Source organism: Phenylobacterium sp. Root1290 (assembly GCF_001425305.1).
GTDB lineage: Bacteria > Pseudomonadota > Alphaproteobacteria > Caulobacterales > Caulobacteraceae > Phenylobacterium.
In genome coordinates this window covers 388,000-410,022 of record NZ_LMEE01000003.1, presented here as the reverse complement: position 1 = coordinate 410,022, position 22,023 = coordinate 388,000, and the positions used below count along the sequence as shown (strand labels likewise).

Annotated in this window: 17 protein-coding genes; 8 read left to right on the top strand and 9 right to left on the bottom strand. The window is 68.8% G+C overall.

The features are described 5' to 3' along the window. The first annotated feature begins 5 nt into the window (after positions 1-5). Positions 6-812: a class I SAM-dependent methyltransferase gene (locus tag ASC79_RS16530; protein ID WP_082532176.1), complete on the top strand. Its 807-nt coding sequence runs from the start codon at positions 6-8 to the stop codon at positions 810-812. Positions 813-858: 46 nt separating this feature from the next. Further along, entirely contained in the window at positions 859-1,998 is a 1,140-nt protein-coding gene (locus tag ASC79_RS16525) for a serine hydrolase domain-containing protein (protein WP_056022020.1), read from the top strand. 56 nt (positions 1,999-2,054) lie between these two features. On the opposite strand, the gene ASC79_RS16520 is transcribed toward ASC79_RS16525, so the two are convergent. Both ASC79_RS16520 and ASC79_RS16515 read right to left on the bottom strand, forming a co-directional pair. After that, complete coding sequence (locus ASC79_RS16520) at positions 2,055-2,519, bottom strand: hypothetical protein (RefSeq protein ID WP_056022023.1); 465 nt, start codon at positions 2,517-2,519, stop codon at positions 2,055-2,057. A gap of 8 nt (positions 2,520-2,527) precedes the next feature. Next, on the bottom strand, positions 2,528-3,325 hold the full coding sequence (locus tag ASC79_RS16515) for a DUF4198 domain-containing protein (RefSeq protein WP_056022025.1): 798 nt from the start codon (positions 3,323-3,325) through the stop codon (positions 2,528-2,530). A 168-nt stretch (positions 3,326-3,493) separates the two neighbouring features. On the opposite strand from ASC79_RS16515, the gene ASC79_RS16510 reads away from it, so the two are divergent. Further along, a complete protein-coding gene (locus ASC79_RS16510; RefSeq protein WP_056022028.1) occupies positions 3,494-5,536 on the top strand; it encodes a TonB-dependent receptor domain-containing protein in 2,043 nt (680 codons plus the stop codon). Next, positions 5,536-6,243: an energy transducer TonB gene (locus tag ASC79_RS16505; protein ID WP_056022031.1), complete on the top strand. Its 708-nt coding sequence runs from the start codon at positions 5,536-5,538 to the stop codon at positions 6,241-6,243. The genes ASC79_RS16510 and ASC79_RS16505 overlap by 1 nt, the downstream gene beginning before the upstream one ends. A 228-nt stretch (positions 6,244-6,471) precedes the next feature. On the opposite strand, the gene leuA is transcribed toward ASC79_RS16505, so the two are convergent. The 5 genes from leuA to ASC79_RS16480 all read right to left on the bottom strand — a co-directional run bounded on the left by leuA (position 6,472) and on the right by ASC79_RS16480 (position 12,272). Further along, positions 6,472-8,139 (bottom strand): 2-isopropylmalate synthase, encoded by a 1,668-nt coding sequence (gene leuA, locus ASC79_RS16500; protein ID WP_056022034.1) that lies wholly within the window; start codon positions 8,137-8,139, stop codon positions 6,472-6,474. Between the two features lie 179 nt (positions 8,140-8,318). Next, complete coding sequence (locus ASC79_RS16495; protein ID WP_056022037.1) at positions 8,319-8,693, bottom strand: DUF4440 domain-containing protein; 375 nt, start codon at positions 8,691-8,693, stop codon at positions 8,319-8,321. Continuing rightward, positions 8,690-9,670 carry an NADPH:quinone reductase gene (locus tag ASC79_RS16490; RefSeq protein ID WP_056022040.1) on the bottom strand — a complete coding sequence of 327 codons (981 nt, stop codon included), beginning with the start codon at positions 9,668-9,670 and terminating at the stop codon, positions 8,690-8,692. Before ASC79_RS16490 ends, ASC79_RS16495 begins: the two co-directional genes overlap by 4 nt. A 136-nt stretch (positions 9,671-9,806) precedes the next feature. Beyond that, positions 9,807-11,198: a carotenoid oxygenase family protein gene (locus tag ASC79_RS16485; protein WP_056022043.1), complete on the bottom strand. Its 1,392-nt coding sequence runs from the start codon at positions 11,196-11,198 to the stop codon at positions 9,807-9,809. Positions 11,199-11,222: 24 nt separating this feature from the next. Next, a complete protein-coding gene (locus tag ASC79_RS16480) occupies positions 11,223-12,272 on the bottom strand; it encodes a DUF2855 family protein (RefSeq protein ID WP_056022046.1) in 1,050 nt (349 codons plus the stop codon). Between the two features lie 82 nt (positions 12,273-12,354). On the opposite strand from ASC79_RS16480, the gene ASC79_RS16475 reads away from it, so the two are divergent. After that, entirely contained in the window at positions 12,355-12,957 is a 603-nt protein-coding gene (locus ASC79_RS16475; protein WP_056022052.1) for a TetR/AcrR family transcriptional regulator, read from the top strand. Positions 12,958-13,027: 70 nt separating this feature from the next. Continuing rightward, positions 13,028-14,173 carry an epoxide hydrolase family protein gene (locus tag ASC79_RS16470; RefSeq protein WP_056022055.1) on the top strand — a complete coding sequence of 382 codons (1,146 nt, stop codon included), beginning with the start codon at positions 13,028-13,030 and terminating at the stop codon, positions 14,171-14,173. A 25-nt stretch (positions 14,174-14,198) separates the two neighbouring features. Here ASC79_RS16470 and ASC79_RS16465 read toward each other — a convergent pair whose 3' ends face one another. Beyond that, the gene (locus ASC79_RS16465) at positions 14,199-16,508 is read right to left on the bottom strand and encodes an ATP-binding protein (protein ID WP_082532175.1); all 2,310 of its coding nucleotides are present in this window, start codon (positions 16,506-16,508) and stop codon (positions 14,199-14,201) included. A 92-nt stretch (positions 16,509-16,600) separates the two neighbouring features. Between ASC79_RS16465 and ASC79_RS16460 the strand changes: the two genes are divergently transcribed. Next, positions 16,601-17,608, top strand: coding sequence for a low specificity L-threonine aldolase (locus ASC79_RS16460; RefSeq protein ID WP_056022061.1), 1,008 nt, complete (start codon positions 16,601-16,603; stop codon positions 17,606-17,608). A 319-nt stretch (positions 17,609-17,927) separates the two neighbouring features. Beyond that, entirely contained in the window at positions 17,928-20,858 is a 2,931-nt protein-coding gene (locus ASC79_RS16455; RefSeq protein ID WP_056022064.1) for a TonB-dependent siderophore receptor, read from the top strand. 116 nt (positions 20,859-20,974) lie between these two features. On the opposite strand, the gene ASC79_RS16450 is transcribed toward ASC79_RS16455, so the two are convergent. Continuing rightward, on the bottom strand, positions 20,975-21,970 hold the full coding sequence (locus ASC79_RS16450) for a nitronate monooxygenase family protein (protein WP_056022067.1): 996 nt from the start codon (positions 21,968-21,970) through the stop codon (positions 20,975-20,977). Positions 21,971-22,023 lie beyond the last annotated feature (53 nt).

The window sequence follows — 22,023 nt, the reverse complement described above, 5'->3', positions numbered from 1 at the left end:
GACGGATGGCCGGCTTCCTTCTCGAGGTCGACGGCTTCTGTCCGGTCTGCGAACAGCAGACCACCTTCCGGTCCAGGGACGAATGGCTGCGGGATCACTTCCTCTGCCAGTCGTGCAACGCCCAGCCGCGCGAGCGGGCGATGTTCTCGGTGCTGACGCAGCTGCGGCCGCGCTGGCGTGAGCTCGTGATCCACGAGAGCTCGCCCGGCCTCGCCGCCAGCCGGCGGCTCGCGGACCAGGCCCCGGCCTACGTCTCCAGCCAATACGATCCGTCGATCCCGTGGGGCACGCTGCACCCTACCGGCGGCTGGCGGTCGGAGAACCTGGAGCGCCAGACCTTCGACGACGAGAGCTTCGATCTTGTCGTCACCCAGGACGTCATGGAGCACGTCTTCTCGCCCGACTTGGCGCTGCGCGAGATCGCCCGCACCCTGAAGCCGGGCGGCCTGCACGTTTGCACCGTGCCGATCGTCAACAAGGAGAAACCCTCGGTGCGCCGCGCCGGTCGCCGCGCCGACGGCGAGATCGAGCACCTGCTCGAGCCGGTCTATCACGGCAATCCGATGGACCCGAACGGCTCCCTGGTCACGATCGACTGGGGCTACGACATCGCCGCCTATTGGGACGCCGTCAGCGGCCTCTCGACCACCATCTGGACGATCGAGGACCTCAGCCGCGGCATCCAGGCCGAGTACATCGAGGTGCTTGTCTCGCGCAAAGCCGGCCTGCCCGACCTGGCGGGCGACGCGGCGCCCTACCCGCCGCCTGCGCCGACGCCGCGCAAAGGTCTCCTCGGCAAGCTCTTCGGCTGATCGCAACCTGCTGCTAGGGTGCCCCTGAACAGAGAGGAGCCAGCCAATGGCCGACGGTTCAGTTCAGGGTCTTGTGCACGACAAGTACGCCGGCGCCCGCGAGGCGTTCGAAGCCAATCTCTCCAGCGGCGCGGACATCGGCGCCTCATTCTGCGCCACGGTCGAGGGCGAGACGGTCGTCGACCTCTGGGGCGGCTTTGTCGATGAAGCCCGCACCCGCGCCTGGGAGCGCGACACCATCGTCAACGTCTACTCCACGACCAAGACGATGACCGCCTTGACCGCCCTGCTGCTCGCCGACCGCGGAGAGCTGGACTTCGACGCGCCGGTCGCCCGCTACTGGCCGCAGTTCGCCGCGAACGGCAAGGAAGCGGTCAAGGTCAGCCACCTGATGAGCCACTCGGCCGGCCTCTCGGGCTGGAAGGAGCCGCTCGCCAAGGAAGATCTCTACGACTGGGACAAGGCCACGTCGCTGCTCGCCGCCCAGGCCCCGTTCTGGGAGCCCGGCACGGCGCCCGGCTATCACGGCCTGACCCAGGGCTACCTGGTCGGCGAGGTCGTCCGCCGCATCACCGGCAAGACCCTGGGCACGGTGTTCCGCGAGGAGATCGCCCAGCCGCTGGGGGCCGACTTCCACATCGGCCTGCCGGCCTCTGAGGACGCCCGTGTCGCCGAGCTGATCCCGCCGCCGCCTACGGAAGCTGGTCTGGGCGCCGGCGCGCAGAGCGAGTTGCAGGCCAACATGTCGGACAACCCGCCGCTTGAGGTCTCTGAGACCCGCACCCGCGCCTGGCGCGGCGCGGAGATCCCGGCCGCGGGCGGCACCGGCAATGCGCGCTCGGTCGCCGAGATCCAGGCCGTGCTCGCCAACGGCGGCGTCGCCAAGGGCAAGCGCATCCTGTCGGAAGCCGGCTGCCGCAAGGCCCTGGAGCTGCAGATCGAGGGCACCGACCTCATCCTCGGCATCCCCGCGCGCTTCGGCATGGGCTTTGGCCTGGCCGGCGGCGCGGTCCCGATGCCCAACCCCAACACCATCTATTGGGGCGGCTATGGCGGCTCGCTGGTGATCATCGACATGGACGCCCACACCACCTTCGCCTACGCGATGAACAAGATGGCCGGCACCACCACGGGCGACATGCGCGCCTTCAGCCTGGCCATGGCCATGTGGGAGGCGTTGGGCTGAGGCGACGCGCCCGTACGCGCCGCCCCAGCCCTCGGGCCTAGAACGCGCTAAGCGCCCTAGCCGCCCTTCTTCTTCTCACCGCCGGTGACCACGCCGTCGCCGTCGCCGTCCTGCTCGGCGAAGGCGCGGACGCCGGAGGCCTCGAACTCGGCCGGCGTCATCTTGCCGTCCTTGTTGGAGTCGAGAACGCCGAAGCGCACATGCGCCTGACGCATCTGCCGCACGCGCTGTTCTTCCTTGCGCTCGGCGCTCTCGCTGGAGGCGGCGAGCTGAGCGGTCAGGCGGCCCTCGTACTCGCCGACGTACTCGGCCTCGGTGAGGACGCCGTCCTTGTCGGCGTCCATGGCGGCGAAGCGCTGGTCGCGGACGGTCTTGAACTCGGCGGCGGTCACCTTGCCGTCCTTGTCCTGGTCGTAGTCGGTGATGAAGGCCGAGTGCTCGTGCGGCGCGGCCTGCGCCGAGGCGGCGCCCAGCGCCAGCAGCGCGGCGGTCACGGCAAGGGGAAGACGAAAGCTGGTCATGGTCGGTCCTATTCGGTCGCTTCGAAGGTCAGGGTGTAGGAATAGCTGCGGTAGGGCGTCTCGGCGCCGGCCGGGGCTTCGGTGCGGTAACGGATCAGCGCCAGGTACGTGCCCGCGTCGGGGGGCGTGATCGCGAACTTGCCGGCGGCGTCGGTGGTGATCTGGCCGCCCACCTGCTTCTTGCCGTCATAGACGCCGGCGCTGCGGAACACCTCGACGTGGGCGCCGCTGACCGGCCTGCCCTCGAACAGCAGCTCGAAGCTGGCCGGCTGGGCCGCGAAGATCTCGCTGGGATGGGTGATCGGCCGCAGCTCCAGGCTCTTGCCGGTCGGCGCCAGCGCGTCGGGCGTCGGGCCGCCGCGGGTCACGTAGACCTCGGCCAGGGTCATGCTCTGGACCTCGACCAGCGGCGCGTCGGCCGGCTTGTCCTTGCCCTCGCTGATGATCCACTGGCCCTTGGCGTCGCGGTACATCTTGCCCTTGCGGCCGAAGCGCTCGCCTGACGACACGCGATAGGTGCCCTTGGCCGCGATCGGGGCCTCGAACACCGCCAGGTCACGCAGATAGGTGACGCCGGAGATCGGGGTCACGGCGCCGCCCGGGCCGCGCACGTGCCAGGCGTCCGACTTCATCACCACCTCGGCCTGGAACGGCTCTTCGGTGAAGCTCGCCTGGACGGTGACATGATCACGGTCGGTCAGGTCGAACAGGTTGGGCAGCATGTAAGGCATGTGCGCCTGCGCCATGCCCGGCGCTGCCGCCAGCAAACCGGCGCCTGCCAACGCCGCAAATCCGATACGCCCCATGGGGTCCCCTTCATCAGTTCGTTCTTCGCCGACTAATGCACTTGCGAGTCACTTGCAATTGACTTTCGGATGCTGCATTAGCGGCCTCATTGAGCGCCCACGGGGGGCGTCGCACGAGTCATATGCGATTGACTCGCACTTGCATATATCTTGGAAATGGGGCGCGGCATGGGGCGTAGACGGATTGGACTTCTGGCGGGGGCTTCGGTCCTGCTGCTGGCCGGAGCGGCGAACGCCCAGCAGGCGCCGGAAGGCGCGGCCTCGCAGCTGTCGCTCGGCCGCATCGTCGTCTCCGCCGGCGCCGAAAAGGTCGCCATCGACACGCCCCAGGCGGTGACCGCCCTCGACCAGGACGACATCGACAACGCCCAGGCGACCACCATGGGCGACCTGCTGGAGGCCATTCCCGGCGTCAGCGTCGTCGGCGGCGTCTCGGCCCTCGGCCAAGGCTTCAACATCCGCGGCATGGGCACCGGCATCGCCGACTCCGACAGCCGCATCCTCACCCAGATCGACGGGGTGACGAAGTTCTACGAGCAGTACCGGATGGGCGCGCTGTTCAGCGAGCCGGACATGTACAAGCGCGTCGAGGTCCTGCGCGGACCAGCCTCGTCCACCCTCTACGGGGCCGGCGCCCTGGCCGGCGTGGTCAACTTCACCACCAAGGACGCCTCCGACTTCCTGACCGGCGACGACCGCTTCGCCGTGCGCCTGCGCGCCGGCTTCGAAAGCAACGCCGAAGGCGTCTCCGGCTCGGCCATCGTCGCGGGCCAACCGGCCGAGAACCTCGACCTGCTGGCGATGTACACCCGCCGCGAGGCCGACAACTACAAGAGCGGCGACGGCACGACCGTCGTCCCCTCGGGCGTCTCCTCCAGCTCCTACCTGCTGAAGGGCCGTTACTATGTCGGCGGCGACAAGGACCACAGCGTCTGGGCGACCTACCAGAACTGGCTGTCCGACAGCACCCAGATGTACGACCAGGCCGAGGCCTTCGGCACGACCCCTGTCCGCCGCAAGGTCGACGACATCACCGCCACCCTCGGCTACGAGAACGACTTCGGCGGCTCCAAGCTGTTCGACCTCGAAGCCCAGCTCTCCTACGCCAACTCCAAGGTCGAGCAGCGCGAGACCACCTTCCTGCCCGGCGTAGTCTATTCCGAGTTCTCGTACGAGACCTGGCAGGGCCGCGTGCAGAACACCTCGCGCTTCGACTGGGGCGACGACTGGACCGGCTTCCTGTTCCTCGGCGCCCAGGCCTACAAGCAGGAGCGGCGCAATCCGCGCATGAACGCGGCCGGGACCACGACGCCCGGCGCCGCGACCCACCCGGAAGGCGACATGGACAAGTACGGCCTGTTCGCCCAGGCCGAGCTGATCTGGACCGACAAGCTGACCATCATTCCGGGCGTCCGCGTCGACTGGACCAAGCTGAAGCCCGGCGCCGGCGTCACCAACCGCACGCAGGTCGAAGACAGCGCCGCCTCGCCGAAGCTGGCCGTGCTCTACTCCTTCACCGACAACTTCGCGGTGTTCGGCTCGGTCGCCCGCACCGTGCGCATGCCGGTGCTGGACGAGATCTACAGCCGCACCAGCGCCACGGCCTCCAACTTCAGCCTCAACCTGAAGCCGGAGGAGTCGGACAACTTCGAGGGCGGCTTCACCCTCTCGTTCGACGACGTCCTGAACCAGGGCGACGCCGTCCGCGCCAAGGTCACCGCCTTCCGCAACGACGTGTCCAATCTGATCACCCGGGGCACCGCCAACTCGGCCTACTTCGTCAATGTCGGCGAATCGCGGTTCGAGGGCGTCGAGATCGAGGCCGAATACGCCTCGCGCAATCTCTTCGCCCGCGCCGGCCTCTCGCGGATCGAGGGCGAGAACCGCCTGACCGGCCTGCCGCTCAACACCATCCCCGCCGACGAACTCGACATGACCGTCGGCTGGCGCTTCACCGACCAGAACCTGAGCGCCGGCTGGCGCGGTGAGTTCGCCGCCGACCAGGACGACATCGGGCCCGGCGGCCGCCGCACAGGCGGCTACGGCGTGCACGGCCTATTCCTGACCTGGACGCCGGACCAGGGTCCGTTCGAGGGCCTGGAGGTCCGCGCCGCGGTCGACAACGTGCTGGACAAGCAGTTCCGCCGCCACCTGGCGTCCCTCGACGCCGAAGGCCGGACCTTCAAGCTGACCCTGGCGCGCACCTTCTGATGATCGCGGTCACGCCCACGCGAACGGTCGCCTTCGCGTTCTCCGCGGTGCTGAACCTTGGGCTCATCGCCCTGGTCATGCGCTCGGGGGCCGAGGCGCCTGCGGTGTGGGACGAGACCGTGATCCTGGCGGAACTGGTTCAGGTCCGGGGCGGCGCGAATAACGCCCCGGTCCCTGCGTCGGCGCAGGCTCCTTCCTCCCCTCCTCGGGAGCCTGCGCCGACGACTTCCGCCGCCCAGCCGACACCGTCCCAAGTCCGGGAAGTCGCCACGGCGGCGCCGTCGGCTGCGCCTGCCCAGGCGCCCGCGCCTTCGCCCGCGCAGGTCCAGGTCGCCGCCGCCGGACCGCCGGCCCAGGCCGCACAGCCCCAGCGCCTGGGAACGCGCGAGGGCCTCGACATCGACGCCCGGAACGGGGCCAGCCCCGACTACGCCTCGCGCCTGCGCGCCTGGCTGGAAGCCCACAAGACCTATCCCAAGCGCGCCCGCATGCGCCGGGAGGAGGGCGTGGTCCATGTCCACTTCTCGGTCGACCGCCAGGGCCGGCTGCTGGGCGGCGACGTCACCCGCTCATCCGGCTACGCCAGCCTCGACGCCGAGGCCATGGCCATGCTGGACCGCTCCAACCCCTTCCCCGGCGCCCCGCACACCGTGCGCGGCGAACGGATCGAGGTCTCCACCCCCGTGGAGTTCTTCCTCACCCGCTGACGCTCATCCTGGCGAAGGCCGGGGCCCACGGCCGTGCTTGGAGTCGGTCACCGGCCCGGTCGATGCGCTGGGCCCCGGCCTTCACCCGGATGAGCGGCAAGCCTTAGTTCCTCCCCCACTGGGGGAGGTGGATCGCGACGCCGCCGCGAGACGGAGGGGGCCTGCTGAGTCCGAAGTCCCCCTCAGTCAGCTTCGCTGACAGCTCCCCCAGTGGGGGAGCAATTGTCGTCACACCCCGTTCGCCGCGCTGAGCACCGCGCGCACCGAGGCGGTCGCCACGTCGGCGTCCATGCCTACGCCGAAGACCGTGCGGCCGTCCGGCGTCCGGCACTGGACATAGGCCGCCGCCATGGCGTCGCTGCCCGCCCCGATCGCGTGCTCCTGGAAGTCGGCGACATCGAGCCTCACCCCGCAGTCGCCCGCGAGCGCCGCCAGCAGGCCCGAGATCAGCCCGTTGCCGCGCCCGCGGATGGTCATCTCGCGCCCGTCCAGCCGCAACTGGCCGACGAAGACCCGCTGGTGATCGACGCGCGATACGCCGGACTCCTCGAAGCTGACCAACTCGAAGCGCTGGCCCGGCGTCAGGTGATAGGCCTGCTGGAACGCCTCCCAGATATCCGCCGTCGCCAGCTCGCGGCTGGTCTCGTCGGCCAGCTGCTGCACCGCGCGGCTGAAGTGCGCCTGCATCGGCTTGGGCAACCGCAAGCCCTTGTCCTGCTGCAGCACCCAGGCGACGCCGCCCTTGCCGGACTGCGAATTGACCCGGATCACCGCCTCGTAGCTGCCGCCCAGGTCGGCCGGATCGATCGGCAGATACGGCATCGCCCACAGCTGGTCATTGCGCTTGGCCTGGGCGTCGAAGCCTTTCTTGATCGCGTCCTGGTGGCTGCCCGAGAACGCCGTGAACACCAGCTCGCCGGCATAGGGATGGCGCGGGTGGACCGGCAGCTGGTTGCAGTACTCGACGGTCTTCACGACCGTTTCCATGTCCGAGAAGTCCAGCCCCGGATCGACGCCCTGGGTGTAGAGATTGAGCGCCAGGGTCACCAGGTCGACATTGCCGGTGCGCTCGCCGTTGCCGAACAGGCAGCCCTCGATGCGGTCGGCGCCGGCCATCAGCCCCAGCTCGGCCGCCGCCACCCCGGTGCCGCGGTCGTTGTGCGGATGCAGCGAGATCACGACGCTGTCGCGCCGCGAGATGTGGCGGCACATCCACTCGATCTGGTCGGCGTAGATGTTCGGGCTCGACGCCTCGACCGTCGCCGGCAGGTTCAGGATCACCGGCTTCTCGGGCGTCGGCTGCAGTACGTCCAGAACCGCCTCGCAGACCTCCAGGCTGAACTCCAGCTCGGCGGTCGAGAAGGTCTCGGGGCTGTACTCATAGCGCCAGTCCGTGCCCGGCCGCCGCTCGGCCTGCTCGCGCATGATGCTGACGCCCTCGACGGCCAGCGCCTTCACGCCCGCCCGGTCCAGGCCGAACACCACCTCGCGCCAGACCGGCGAGACGGCGTTGTAGAGATGGACCGTCGCCGCTCGTGCACCTTCCAGGCTCTCGAAGCTGCGCTCGATCAGGTCGCGACGCGACTGGGTCAGCACCTGGATCATCACGTCATCGGGCACGCGGCCCTGCTCGATCAGGCTGCGGATGAAGTCGAACTCGGTGGCGCCGGCCGAAGGGAAGCCGACCTCGATCTCCTTGGCCCCGATGCCGACCAGCAGGTCGAAGAAGCGCTGCTTCTTCTCGGCGTTCATCGGGTCGGCGAGGGCCTGGTTGCCGTCGCGCAGATCGGTCGACAGCCAGCGCGGCGCCTTGGTGATGGTCTTCGACGGCCACTGGCGGTCGGTCAGCTGGACCTGGGGGAACGGGCGGTACTTTACGGAAGGGTCGCGCAGCATGGTTTGCAGCTCTCTCTGGGAGGCGGGCAGTCAGGAATGTCGATGAGGCTGGCGTGCCGCCGCCGGGACAGCCGTCTAGATCCGGCGGCCGCCGGTAAGTCGCGTGCGAAGGGCTGCAAAAGCGCTGACCATGCCCCTTCATAGCCGTGGGCGGCGCGCTGTTCAATCGCCGCGCCGCGTCAGCCCACCGTCACGAACGTCTCGCTCTCGATCACCCACTGGCCGACCACCTTCTTCCAGGCCGCGAGATAAGGCCCGGTCGCGGTCTGATCTTTCCAGGTCGCCAGCCAGGTCCCGGTCTCCGCGGCCCGGTTCCCATCCGCCGCCAAAGTCACGCTTTCCGTGGTCCGCAGATAGGTCACGAAGCTCGGATCGGCGAACTGCGCCTCGAAGGCGGCGAGGATCGCCGGCGCGCCCATCAGGAGCCCGCCCTCGCCCGAGATCAGGTTGGCGTCAGGCGCGAAGAACGGCTTCAGCCGCGCCGCGTCGTGGGCGGCGATCAGCTTGTTGGTCAGCTTGCGCCGCGCGCGGATGGCGTCTTCCGGCGCGGTCACGGCTCGACCACCACCGTGCCGACCTTGCCGCCGCTCTCGACCAGTTCGTGCGCCCCGGCGCAGTCCTCCAGCGGGAAGCGCCCCGCCACCGACAGCATCCGCTCGCCGGTCCCGATCCAGCGGGTGATGTCGGCCTGCGCGCGGCGCCGCGCCTCGTGCGGCGAGACCGGCAGGTAGACGCTGTTGATCTGCAGATTGAGGCCCATGGCCGCGCCGGCCGCAAAGACCGGCTCGCGCGAGCCCTTGGTTGCGTAATAGGCGATCGAGCCGTTCAGCCGCACGCTGGCCAGGGTCGAGGCCAGATTGCCGCCGAAGTCCACCTCGACCACGTGGTGCACGCCCTCGCCGCCCGTCAGCTCGCGCACCCGCGCAGCGACGTCCTCGCGGCGATAGTCGATGACCTGGTGCGCCCCGCCCTGGCGCGCCCGCTCCGCCTTCTCCTCCGAGCTCACCGTGGCGATCACCGTCGCCCCCGCCCAGGCGGCGAGTTGCACGGCGTAGTGCCCCACCGCGCCAGCGCCGCCGGTGACCAGCACCGTGCGGCCCTGCACCGGCCCGGCCAGGAACAGGCTGCGATGGGCGGTCATGCAGGGGATGCCCAGGGTCGCGCCTTCAGCGAACGACACCGCGTCCGGCAGTTCGCTCAGCAGATCGACGTCCAGCTCGATGTAATCGGCCGCAGAGCCGAAGGCGCGGCCGTTGCGCTGGCCGTTGTAGAACCAGACCCGCTTGCCGACCCAGGCCTGTGCGACGCCCGGCCCGACCGCCTCGACCACGCCGGCGCCGTCGCTGTTGGGGGTGATGCGCCGATAGGCCATCGGCGCAGGTCCCGCGCGCATGCCCGCGTCGGAGGGATTGACCCCGGAGGCTCGCACCCGGATCAGCGCCTGGCCTAGCCCCGGCTGCGGCGTCGGGCGGTCGCCCAGTTGCAGCACCTCTCGCGCCGGTCCCGTCCGGTCGTACCAGATCGCCCGCATGACGCCTCCCGCTCCTCGTTGAGGGCGACAGGTCTAGGCGAGGTCCGAGCGGAAAAGAAGGGCGCGCTCCCTGGTGCCATCCCGGTTTCGGCGCAGCCGAAGACCGGGACTCATGAACACCGGATGGGTGGGTTCGCTACTCCGCCACCCAGTTGCCGTGGAATCCGAACGGCACGCGGCGCGGCAGTTGCGCGGTCCCGATCGGGCCCTTGGCGATGTCCTGGGCGTCGAACACCACGAAGTCGCTGCGGTTCTCGGCCGCCCGCCAGACCACCGCGGTCACCCAGCCGTCGCCCTCGTCGGCGCTGTCCGAGCGCGGCGTGAACACCGGCTCCGACGTCATGTCGCCGCCGCTCAGCTCGTAGACCTGACGCTTGCCGGTCTTGAGGTCCAGGTGGGCGATGGCGGTCTGCTTGATGGTCTTGGCGTTGCCCGGATCGGCCGCGTACCAGCCGTGGCGATAGGCCAGGCCCGCGTGGCGCTCGTCGAACCGCGGGAACTCGCCGTCCAGGTCGTCGATCGCCTCTTCCTTGATGGCGTCGGAGTTCCCCGTCAGGTCGAAGGTCCAGCGCACCAGCCGCGCGGCCGCCTTGGCGCCGGGCGAGCCGTCCGCATTCGGAAACAGCGGGGCGCTGTCATAGCGGAACACGTCGGCGATGATCTTGCCGTCCTCTTCCCAGGCGTTCATCGGGTGGAAGACATAGGACGGCGGGGCGTTGAACCAGCGGATCGTCGAGACGTCGGCGTCACGGCGCATCACCGCCACGTGGCTGCCCTTGTCCGGCTCCCAGGCGTAGGCGGGCAGGCCGCTCATCGCCCTCTGCATGCTGCCGGTCAGCGGCAGCACCGGGAACAGCACGTGGTTCTCGGTGACCAGGAAGTCGTGGATCATCGAGGAATAGGGCGCCTCGAAGTCGTCGCGCCGCACGACCTTGCCGCTGGCGTCGGTGACGCCATAGCTGATCCCCGTGCCGAACGGCATCGGCCCGATCCCATAGCCGAACCAGACCATCTCGCCGGTCTTCGGGTCGATCTTCGGGTGCGCGGTGACACGTCCCTTGTACTGCTCGACCGGGCTTTTCGACTCCAGGCTCCGCGGCTGCATCTCGAAGGGCATATGCCCTTCTTCCAGGGCCAGCAGCTTGCCGGCGTGGAAGACGATGTTGGTGTTGGCCACCCCGCCGCTGTCCTTGCCCAAGACGCTCGGATCGGTGGTCGCCGGATTGCCGAACGCGCCCCACAGCGCCCGGCCGGCCTGGTTCTCAGCCTCCCATTTGGGCGTGCGCACATAGCGGTTGCGATAGCTGACCTTGCCGTCCTCGACGTGGAAGGCGTGGATCATGCCGTCGCCCGAGAACCAGTGGTACTCGCCCCGCGGCTCGAACTGCGGGTTGGGGCCGGTGCGATAGAGGGTGCCGCGCAGGCCCTTGGGGATCTCCCCGGTCACCGTCAGCTCGAAGTCGTCCTCGCTGCGGATCGGCGCGAAGTTACCGGACAGGTAGGGGTTGATGCGAACATCGCCGTCCATGGTCTTCCTCCTCTTAGGCCGGCTTCACGCCGGTCGAATGATATGTCCTTCGTCGGGCCGGGCCCGGCCTTCCAGCACCTCGCGATAGGCGGCCAGAAGGCCCTCCGGGCCCGTCGATTGCTTGAGCTTCAGCCAGCGCGCGTCGGCCACGAACTCGTGCAGCGCCGCGACGAACCGCTGGTCCAGCTCCTGCTGCCCCCACTCGGCCGCGCGCTTGCGGATCTGGTCGGGGGCGAAGAACAGCACCGGCTGCGGCCCGGCCAGGGCGCGCGGCGCGCGATCGCCGCTCCAGTGCGTGCCGCCGACGATGATGCTGCGCGCCAGCTCACCGCCCAGCGCCTCATGCACCGTCTGGTTCACCTGCGCGTCGCCGGCGAAATCGACATACACAGCCGGCCCTTCGACCTTCAGTGATCCGGCCTCGCCGTACGGCACGATGCGATCATAGAGGCCAAGGCCCGCCAGGGTCCCTGCATTGCCCGGCGAGGTCAGCCCCACCACGGGCACGCCGCGCCGCCGCGCGAACCAGGCCAGGCCCATCGCCGTCTTGCTCGACGCGCTGGACAGCACCAGGGTCTTGATCGCCGCGTCCTCGGACAGGAAATCGTCCAGCAGCCACGAGGTCATGAACAGCGGCCGCAGCAGCGCCCGGTGGTCGTCCGAGGCGTCTTCCGGCGCCTCGGCGTAAGCGTTGTACGTCGGCGGCAGTTCGGCGCGGTGCGCCGAGGTGTCGATGAAGCCGCCGCCCTTGCGCGCCAGCCGCGCCGTGAAGCTGCTCGACATCGGCAGATAGCCGAACACCCGCAGGCCGACCGGCGCGTCGGCGGCGTTGGATTCCACCACCGTGGCAAAGCCCCAGACCGGAATGCGGCCCAGCCCCTCGCCCGCCGGGAAGAACTTCCAGTAGCCGAAGGCCTCGCCGATCAGGCCGTAGGTGATGTTGTTGGCGGTCAGCGAGAAACGCTCGACCTCCAGCCGGACCTCGCCGTCCGCCAAGGGCGCCCGTGGTGGGGCGTTTCGCACCTCGATCTTGCGCAGATCGTCCTTCGCGACGAGCACATCCCAGTCCGACATCGCTTCCTCGCCTTTTTACGTTGTAAATTTATTACGTAAGAGCTAACCCAGGACAAGCACTTTCTTTGGGTCGAGTTTACCAATGCCCCGCGTCCTCTCCGAGTCCGATGTCGCCGACTTCCGCGAACGCCTGTGCGACGCGGCGGAGAAGCTGTTCGCCGAGAAGGGACCGGACGCGGTGACCATGCGCCAGTTGGCCGCCGAACTGGGGGTCAGCCCGATGACCCCGTACCGCTACTTCACCGACAAGGAAGACATCCTGGCGGCGGTGCGCACCAACGGCTTCAACCGCTTCGCCGAGGCGCTGGAGACCGCGCTCTCGACCACCCAGGGCAGCGCCAAGGCCAAGAGCTCGGCTGTCGGCGAGGCCTATCTGAACTTCGCCTTCGAACACCCGCAGACCTACAAGCTGATGTTCGACCTCAACCAGCCGCACGAGAAGGACTATCCCGAGCTGGTCGCCGCCGCCGCCCGCGCCAACGCCATGCAGTCGGCCTACATCAAGGGCCTGGTCGAGGCCGGCGTCATGGAAGGCGACCCCGAGGAGATCGGCCGCATGTTCTGGGCCGCCACCCACGGCGCGGTGACGCTCGAACTGGCCGGCAAGCTGCCCAAGGGCATGGCCCGCACCCTCAACCGCCAGCTCGGCCACGCCCTGGCCAAGGGCCTGCGGCCGGAAGCGTAGCTCGCACCCCCTTGACGCCCCTTGGGGTAAGGCGAGCATCTTTCCGCCCAACAAGATTGGGAGGGGTAACATGGTTCAACCGTTCGAAGTCGCCTGGAGCGACGAGGCCGTGCAGGCGGTGCTGGACCAGGTCCGCGCCTATCCTTGGCCGCCCGCCCCTGAGGTTCCGGACGGCTGGGCCTATGGCTGCGACGGCGCCTACCTCAAGGACCTCTGCGCCCACTGGACCGGCGCCTACGACTGGCGCGCGGCGGTGGCAGACCTCAACCGCTTCCCCCAGTTCACCGCCAAGGTCGAGGACTACGACATCCACTTCCTGCACGTGGTCGGCGAGGCCGGCGGCAAGCGGCCGCTGCTGCTCACCCACGGCTGGCCGGGCTCGCACTACGAGTTCTGGGGCTCGATCGAGAAGCTCGCCTTCCCCAGCCGCTTCGGCGGCGACCCAAAGGACGCCTTCGACCTGGTGATCCCGTCCCTGCCCGGCTTCGGCTTCTCGTCAAAGCCGGTCCGCCCGATCGGCCAGCGCACCACCGCGCGGCTGTTCAACACCCTGATGACGCAGGTGCTCGGCTATTCGACCTATCTCGCCCAGGGCGGCGACTGGGGCGCGATGGTCACCTCCTGGCTCGGACACGAGCACGGCGCCTACGTCCGCGCGATCCACCTGAACATGATGGCCCTGCGTCCGTTCGGCGGTCCCAAGGACGAGGCCGAGGTCGCCTGGCTGACCCGTCAGGGCCAGATGATGGAGCTGATGGGCGCCTATTTCCGGCTCCAGGCCTCCAAGCCCCAGTCCTTGGCCTGGATGGGCGCGGGCAACCCGGTCGGCCAGGCCGCCTGGATCGCCGAACGGTTCCACGACTGGTCGGACCTGCGCGACAAGCCCTTCGATCAGGTCCACCCCAAGGACGCGCTGCTGACCAACATCATGCTCTACGTGATGACCGGAAGCTTCACGACCGGCGCCTGGTACTATCGCGGCTTCCTCGAAGAGGGCGGCTTGGCCCTGGCCGAAGGCCAGCGTTGCGAAACCCCGACGGCCTTCGCCAACTTCCCCGGCGAGCCGCTCTACACCGCTCCGCCCCGCGCCTGGGCCGAGCGCGCCTACAACATCGTGCGCTGGAGCGACCAGCCCCGCGGCGGCCACTTCGCCGCCATGGAGGAGCCCGACCTCTTCGTCGCCGACGTGCAGGCCTGGGGACGGGAGCACGGCTGAGAACTCCGCCGCCCGTTGATCGGCGCTATTCCCCGACCACCGCGGAGATCGCGCCGATCAGCCGCTCCACCTCCAGCGGCTTGGGCACCAGGACGTCCATGCCCGCCGCCAGGTACTCGGCCTCGTGGTGGGCCATAGCGTTGGCGGTAAGCGCGATGATCGGCGTGCGGGGCAGCCCCTCGGCCTCTTCGCGGGCGCGAATGCGTCGCGCCGCCGTAGGGCCGTCCATGACCGGCATCTGCACGTCCATCAGGATGACGTCCCAGCCACCCTCGGCCGCCGCCTCGATGGCCGCCTGACCGTCGTCGACGCACCGCACCTGGACGCCGAGCTGCCCCAGCAAGGTGCGCAGCACCATCTGGTTCACCAGATTGTCTTCCGCGGCCAACACCCGCAGGTCGCCGGACGGAACCTGGGCGGCCGCTTCCGGCGCCGGCGCCAGCTGCGCCTTGGCGCGCGCCAGCGGCAGGGCCACGGTGAAGGTCGCGCCCTCCCCCGGCTGCGAGGCCACCGAGATCTTGCCGCCCATCAGCTGCGTCAGCTCCAGGCAGATCGCCAACCCCAGCCCCGAGCCGCCGTAGCGCCGCGTGGTCGAGGCGTCCTCCTGCACGAACTTCTGGAACAGCGCGCCCTGCCGTTCGCGCGCGATCCCCGGTCCGGTGTCCGAGACCTCGACGATCAGCTTGCCGGCGCGCCGCAAGGCCCGCACGCAGACCTTGCCCTGCGCGGTAAACTTCACTGCATTGGAGACTAGGTTGTGAAGCACCTGCCTCAGGCGGGTGGGATCACCCGTCCACGTCCCCTTCAGCGCCGGCTCGACCTCCAGCTCCAGGGTCAGTCCCTTCTCGGCCGCCAGCGGCCCGAACGTCGACTCCACCCCCTGCATCAGCGTGAAGATGTCGACGACGCTGTCTTCCAGCTCCATGCGCCCAGCTTCGATGCGCGACAGGTCCAGCAGGTCGTTCAGCAGCGCCAGCAGCGTCTCGCCGGCCTGCCGCACCACGCCCAGCCGCTCGCGCTGGACCGGCGCAAGCTCGTCGCGATCCATCGCCTGCGCCATGCCCAGCACGCCATTCAGCGGAGTGCGGATCTCATGGCTCATGGTCGCCAGGAAGGCCGACTTGGCGACGTTCGCCGCATTGGCCTGGTCGCGGGCCCGCTTCAGCGACTTGTTCAGCACCTTCAGCCGCCGCTCCGAGCGCTTCAGGTCCTCGATCGACTGGGTGATGACCACGCAGCGCACCGGCCCCTCGCCCTGGAACCGCGCGGCGGTCAGACGGAACCACTCGCCGTCCCGCGCCTGATAGGCCCGGTTGAAACTCTCGACCTCGCCGGCGATCACCGACTTCACGCCGCGGACCAGGTATTTGCCGCGTCCGTTCGGCAAACTCTCGAACACCCGGAACAGGTTGCGCCCCATCGGATAGGCGCCGCCCACCAGTTCCGCGCCCAGCTTCTTGAACGCCGAGTTCGCGGCGATGATCGTCCCTTTCTCGTCGACCACCGACAGATAGGCGGCCAGGCCGTCGATCACCCCGTGACCGAAGCGCTCGGACTCACGCAGCTCCGCCGTCGCCTCGCGCTGAGCGGTGACGTCCTGGCTCGCGCCGTGCAGCGCCACGCACCGCCCATCGACCATGCGCGGCTCGCCCATGACCCGCAGCCAGATCCGTTCCCCGTCGGCGCGGATCGCCTGGGCCTCGAAGTCGATCGACACCCCGGTCGAGATCGCCTCGCGCACATGCTCCAGGACCCACTCTCGCTCTTCCTCGGCGTAGACCGCCATGGATTCCATGTGGTTCTCGACTTGCGTCGGACGGCCGAAAAGCTCCGTCAGTTCGGAACTCCAGCGGACGACGCCTTCGAGCAGATCGACCTCCCAGCCGCCTAGCCTGGCCAGCCGTCCGGCCGAGGTCAGCGCCAGCGACGCCGCCGTGAGCCGCTCGCGGGTGGCGTGCGCGGCCGAGACGTCGGCCGTGATCACGATGAAGCCGTCCAGGGCGCCGTCGGCTGCAAAGCTCGGCCGCATATCGACGTCGACGTGGATCCGCCGCCCATCCTTGGTCTGGTCGACGACCTCGGCGCGGAAGCCTTCGCCGGCCGCCGCCGCCGTGTCCATCATCGCCCAGGTCTCGGGATCGGCGTCCGGGCAGCGCAGAACCTCGGCCAGCGTGAGCCCCTTCACCTCGTCGAAGCTGTAGCCGGTCATCGCCGTGAAGCCGTCATTGACCCAGTCGATCCGGCCGGCCGGGTCGCACAGCACCACCGAATGCGGTGTCAGCCGGGCCACGCTCGCCAATCGGGACGTAAGGTCTGCCGCCCTGGAATCGCCCATTCGATACTCCCCACGGCGAACTTGCCGGGGTTCTATGAAGAAAGCGAAAAACGCGGTTTCGCCTCCGCCGGGGCGCGGGCTAGGACTGAGACATGGCCCGCTACGATTTCGCCTCCGACAACACCGCCCCCGCCGCGCCTGAAGCCATCGAGGCGATCGTCGCCGCCAACAGCGGCTTCACCTCCGGCTACGGAAGCGACCAGATCAGCGCCCGCGCCGCCGACGCCGTGCGCGCCCTGCTGGACGCCGACGCCGAGGTCCGCTTCGTCGCCTCCGGCACCGCGGCCAACGCCATCGCCCTGGCCACGCTCTGCCGGCCCTTCGAGGCCGTGCTGGCGCACGAGCACGCTCATGTCTGCACCGACGAGACCGGCGCCCCGGGGTTCTTCGGCCAGGGACTTGGCCTCGTCGGTCTGCCGGGCGCCTCGGGCCGAATCGATCCGGCCTCGCTCGCCGCGCCGCTCGGCCAGCCCGACGTGGCCCACCGCCAGTCGCCCGCCGCGCTCTCGCTAACCAACGCCACCGAATACGGCACGGTCTATTCGCTTGAGCACATGGCCGCCCTGATCGCCCCGGCCAAGGCCAAGGGGCTCGGCGTCCACCTCGACGGCGCGCGGCTCGCCAACGCCGCAGCGGCCGGCTTCGACCTCAAGGCGATCGGCTCGCTCGGGATCGACATCCTCGTGGTCGGCGGGACGAAGGCCGGCATGACCGCCACCGAGGCGGTGGTGATCTTCGACCGCGCCCTGGCCCGGCGCTTCGACGCCCGGCTTAAGCAGTCAGGCCAGTTGCCGTCCAAGGGCCGGTTCTACGCCGCGCCCTTCATCGGCATGCTCGAGAGCGGCGCCTTCGTCACCCGTGCCGAGCACGCCAACGCCATGGCCCGGAGGCTGGCGGCGCTGTCGCCCTTTCCGCTGGCCCACCCGGTCGAAGCCAATGCGGTGTTCGTCGAGATGGATGATGCGACGCTTGGCCGCCTCCATGCCGCCGGCTGGTTCGCCTATCGTTTCCTGGACGGCTCGGTGCGCTTCATGTGCTCCTGGGCGGTCACACCGCAAAGCGTCGACGAGCTCGGCGCGGCGCTCAGGGCCATCGCCTGAGCCGAAACTCAGCCGGGCGAAGCCTGCCCGGCTGACGGACTGCGCCTGGCCCGCCGTCACAAGTGTGACGCATACGCCGCACACATGACCCTTCTGTTACACACGTGACTTCACCGTTGCGAAACTGTGACTTTTTCGTTGCAGGCGTAACGAACGCATGGAAGCGTCCCGGCTCGCCGTCCGAGCGACGTTCAAGAGTCACAATCGCACAAGCGAGCGTAACAACCTGACGTCGCGGTACGGCTGAGAAACCGTGGCTCCGGCGACCCATCCGGAGCCCTCTTCCTCACTCAGGCCGGGGGGCCAGATGAAAGTTCCAATGAAGAACGCGCTTCGAGCCGTATTGCTCGGCTCTGTTGCGGCGACCAGTTTCGCCGTGCCTGCTATCGCTTCCGCCCAGGAAGTCGCCGTTGACGAGATCGTCGTCACCGGTTCGCGCATCCGTCGCGACACCTTCAACTCGCCGGTTCCGGTGTCGGTGCTGACGTCCGAGCAGATCGCCGCCTCCGGCAATCTGTCGATCGGCGACATGCTGCTCGACATCCCGATGATCAGCGCCGCCAGCAACGGCCAGAACACGTCCTCGACGCTGTTCCTCGCCGGTCAGGCCCGCGCCGACATCCGCGGCCTTGGCCCGACGCGCACCCTGGTGCTGCAGGACGGCCGCCGGATCGTGTTCTCGGACGCGTCCTCGCCCGCCGTCGACCTGAACCTGCTGCCGGCCATGATGGTCGAGCGCATCGACACCGTCGCGGGCGGCGCCTCGGCGGTCTACGGCTCGGAAGCCATCGCCGGCGTCGTCAACCTGATCATGAAGAAGGAGTTCGACGGCTTCCAGATCGAGGGCCAGGTCGGGACCTCGCAGGAAGGCGACGGCGAGACCTTCCGGATCTCGGGCATGTACGGCACGAAGCTGCTGGACGACCGCCTCAACATCCTGGTCGGCGGTGAAGTCTCGCGCGAAGAGCCGATCTTCCAGGTCGACCGCGACTGGGGCTATCCCGGCATCCGCCGCAACAACCTGGCCAACCCGCAGACGGTGATCCCGGCCAGCAAGACCAACACCACCCCGACCGCCACCTTCCAGCTGACGCCCGGCGCGGTGGGAGTGGCCCGCGCGGTCACCCTGGACTACCGCAATCCGTCCCAGGTCGTCCGCCTCAGCGCCCCCTGCTCGACCCCGGCCGTCCAGCCGACCTGCCAGGACGACGCCCTGTTCTACTCGGCCTCGTTGAACGCCCTGCAGGCCAAGTCGCAACGCGGCACCATCCGCGGCTATGCCGACTATCGCATCACCGACGACATCAAGGTCTTCGCGGACGTCACCTATTCCAAGGTCGACGGCTTCGGCTTCTTCCAGCCGCCGTTCTCCAACGCCCAGGGCGGCGGCACCATGCCGGTCACCCTGAAGGGCGACAACGCCTACCTGAACGGCTCTGGCTCGACCGCTGCGGCCCTGCGCGCCGAATGGCTCGCGGCCGGCAAGACCCTGACCCAGGGCTCTACCGCCCAGGTCGGCAAGTTCTGGACCGAGTTCGGCGGCCGTGACGTGAAGACCGAGCGCGAAACGCTCCGCCTCCTCGGCGGCATGGAAGGCGACTTCGAGGCCGTCGGCCGCACGTTCAACTGGGACTGGTACGCCCAGTACGGCAAGACCACGGGCACGACGACCTCGTACAACGTCCCGCGCGTGGCGCGCGTGCAGCAAGCCACCGACGCGGTGCTGGTCAACGGCCAGGTCGTCTGCCGCGACGTCGCCGCTCGCGCCGCGGGCTGCGTGCCGTGGGATCTGATCAACGGCCCGAACCAGGCCGCCGTCGCCTGGACCAACGCCAGCTCGGTCACCGACCAGGAAGTGAAGCAGACCGTCGTCGCCGGTAACATCGGCACGAACCTGTTCGAGCTGCCGGCCGGCCATGTCGGCGTCAACATCGGCGCCGAATACCGCAAGGAAGAGAGCTTCTTCGCCCAGGACGCCCTCGGCGCCTCCGGCGCGCTGTTCTTCAACGCCATCGGCACCCGCCAGGGCGAGTACGACACCAAGGAAGCCTTCGCCGAACTGCGCGTTCCGATCCTGAAGGACCTGCCGTTCGCCAAGGAACTGACCTTCGAAGTCGCCGGCCGCGTCGCCGACTACTCCTCGATCGGCCAGACCGACCAGTACCAGGTCCGCCTGGACTGGGCCCCTGTGGACGACGTCCGCTTCCGCGCCTCGCAAGGCACCGCCGTGCGCGCGCCGAACATCGTCGAGCTGTACTCGCCGCAGAGCCGCAACTTCACCACCGCGGCCATCGACCCCTGCGACAAGGACAGCTACGCTGTCGCCAGCGCCACAAACAAGGCCCTGCGCCTGGCGACCTGCTCGGCCGCCATCGCCAACTACAACCCGGCGACCTTCGTCTCGAACTTCGGCACCGGCCGCCCGTCGCTGCCGCTGCTGCAAGGCGGCAACCCGGACCTCGGCCCGGAAACGGCGAACACCTACAATGTCGGCGTGGTCATCCAGCCCCGCTGGATCCCGCGCCTGCAGATGTCCCTCGACTTCTTCAAGTACAACATCGAGGACCAGGTCGGCACGATCCCGATCAACACCCTGCTGCAGGACCTCTGCTACCAGTCGACGGACGCCTACGCCTCGAACCCGTTCTGCTCGCTCATCATTCGTGACCCGACCGGCACGAACGGCGGCGCGGTCCCCGGCGGCGTGGTCGAGGTCATCCTCACCAACCAGAACGTCGCCAAGGTGAAGGTCGAAGGCTACGACGCCTCGATCCAGTACGGCTTCGATCTCCAGGACGCCATCAACAAGCCGTGGGGCCAGCTGGCCATGCGTCTGGACGGCACCTGGATGTACCGCTGGGCCCAGCAGGGCCTGCCGGGCCAAGCCTACACCCAGTTCGCGAACACCATCACCAACGCGACGCCGGAGTGGAAGGCCCAGGGCACGATCCAGTGGACCTACGAGGACGTGGGCGTCAGCTGGACCACGCACTACATCGGCTCGATGGCCTCGACGACGGCCTTCACCGACACCCAGCTCGCCCCGTACTACACGGGCGACTACTACAACCACGACATCAAGGTGACCTACACCTTGAACGATCAGGTCTCGATGCGCGCCGGCATCCTGAACGTGACCGACGAGAACCCTCCCTACCTGCCGGAAACCTTCCAGGGCGTCGGCACGGGCTCGTCGAACTTCGATAACCGCGGTCGCTTCTTCTACATGGGCGCGACCCTGCGCTACTAAGCCTGGGAGGCCGCCCGCCCACCCCACGGGCGGGCGGCCGACAGGCATAGCCAATAGAAAACCCGCCGGGGCTCGCGCTCCGGCGGGTTCTTCTTTTTCGGCGATCAGTTCGGCGGTTAGGCCGGGACCGCCTGCTTGTTCGGCGCAAAGCGGGCCAGGCGGCCGTGGATGATCTCCTCGGCCTCGCGGACGATGCGGCTGACCAGCTCCTCGCAGGATGGGATGTCGTGGATCAGACCCTGGATCTGGCCGGCCGACCAGATGCCGGCGTCGTTGTCGCCCACTTCGTAGACGCTGCGGCCGCGAGTGCCGGCGACCAGTTCGCGCACGTCCTCGAACTTGGCGCCCTGCTTCTCCAGCGCCACCACCTGCTGGCTGACGGCGTTGCGGGCGACGCGGCTGGTGTTGTGCATGGTGCGGAAGATCAGGTCGGTGGCGCGCTCGTCGTTGGCGACGATCTGCTCCTTGATGGCCTGATGGATCGGGCTTTCCTTGGTGCACATGAAGCGCGTGCCCATGTTGACGCCCTCGGCGCCCAGCGCCAGGGCCGCGACCAGGCCGCGACCGTCGCCGAAACCGCCCGAGGCGATCATCGGGATCTTGATCTTGTCGGCCGCGGCCGGGATCAGGATCAGGCCGGGGACGTCGTCCTCGCCCGGGTGGCCAGCGCACTCGAAGCCGTCGATGGAGATGGCGTCGACGCCCATGCGCTCGGCCGACAGGCCGTGGCGGACGCTGGTGCACTTATGGATCACGATGATCCCGTGCTTCTTGAATTCCTCGACGTGCTCGGCCGGCTTGTTGCCCGCCGTCTCGACGATCTTGATGCCGCTGTCGATGATCGCCTGGCGATATTCGGCATAGGGCGGCGGGTTGATCGCCGGCAGGATGGTCAGGTTCACCCCGAACGGCTTGTCGGTGAGCGAGCGGCAGCGCTCGATCTCTTCGCGCAGCTTGTCCGGCGTCGGCTGGGTCAGGGCGGTGATGAAGCCCAGGCCCCCGGCGTTGGCCACGGCGGCGACCAGCTCGGCGCGGCCGACCCACTGCATGCCGCCCTGGACGACGGGGTGCTCGACACCCACGAGCTCGGTGAAACGGGTCTTCAAGGCCATCGCGCCCTCCCAAACGGTTGTTTGGAAGACAATGAACCCGGCGCCGGAGCGTC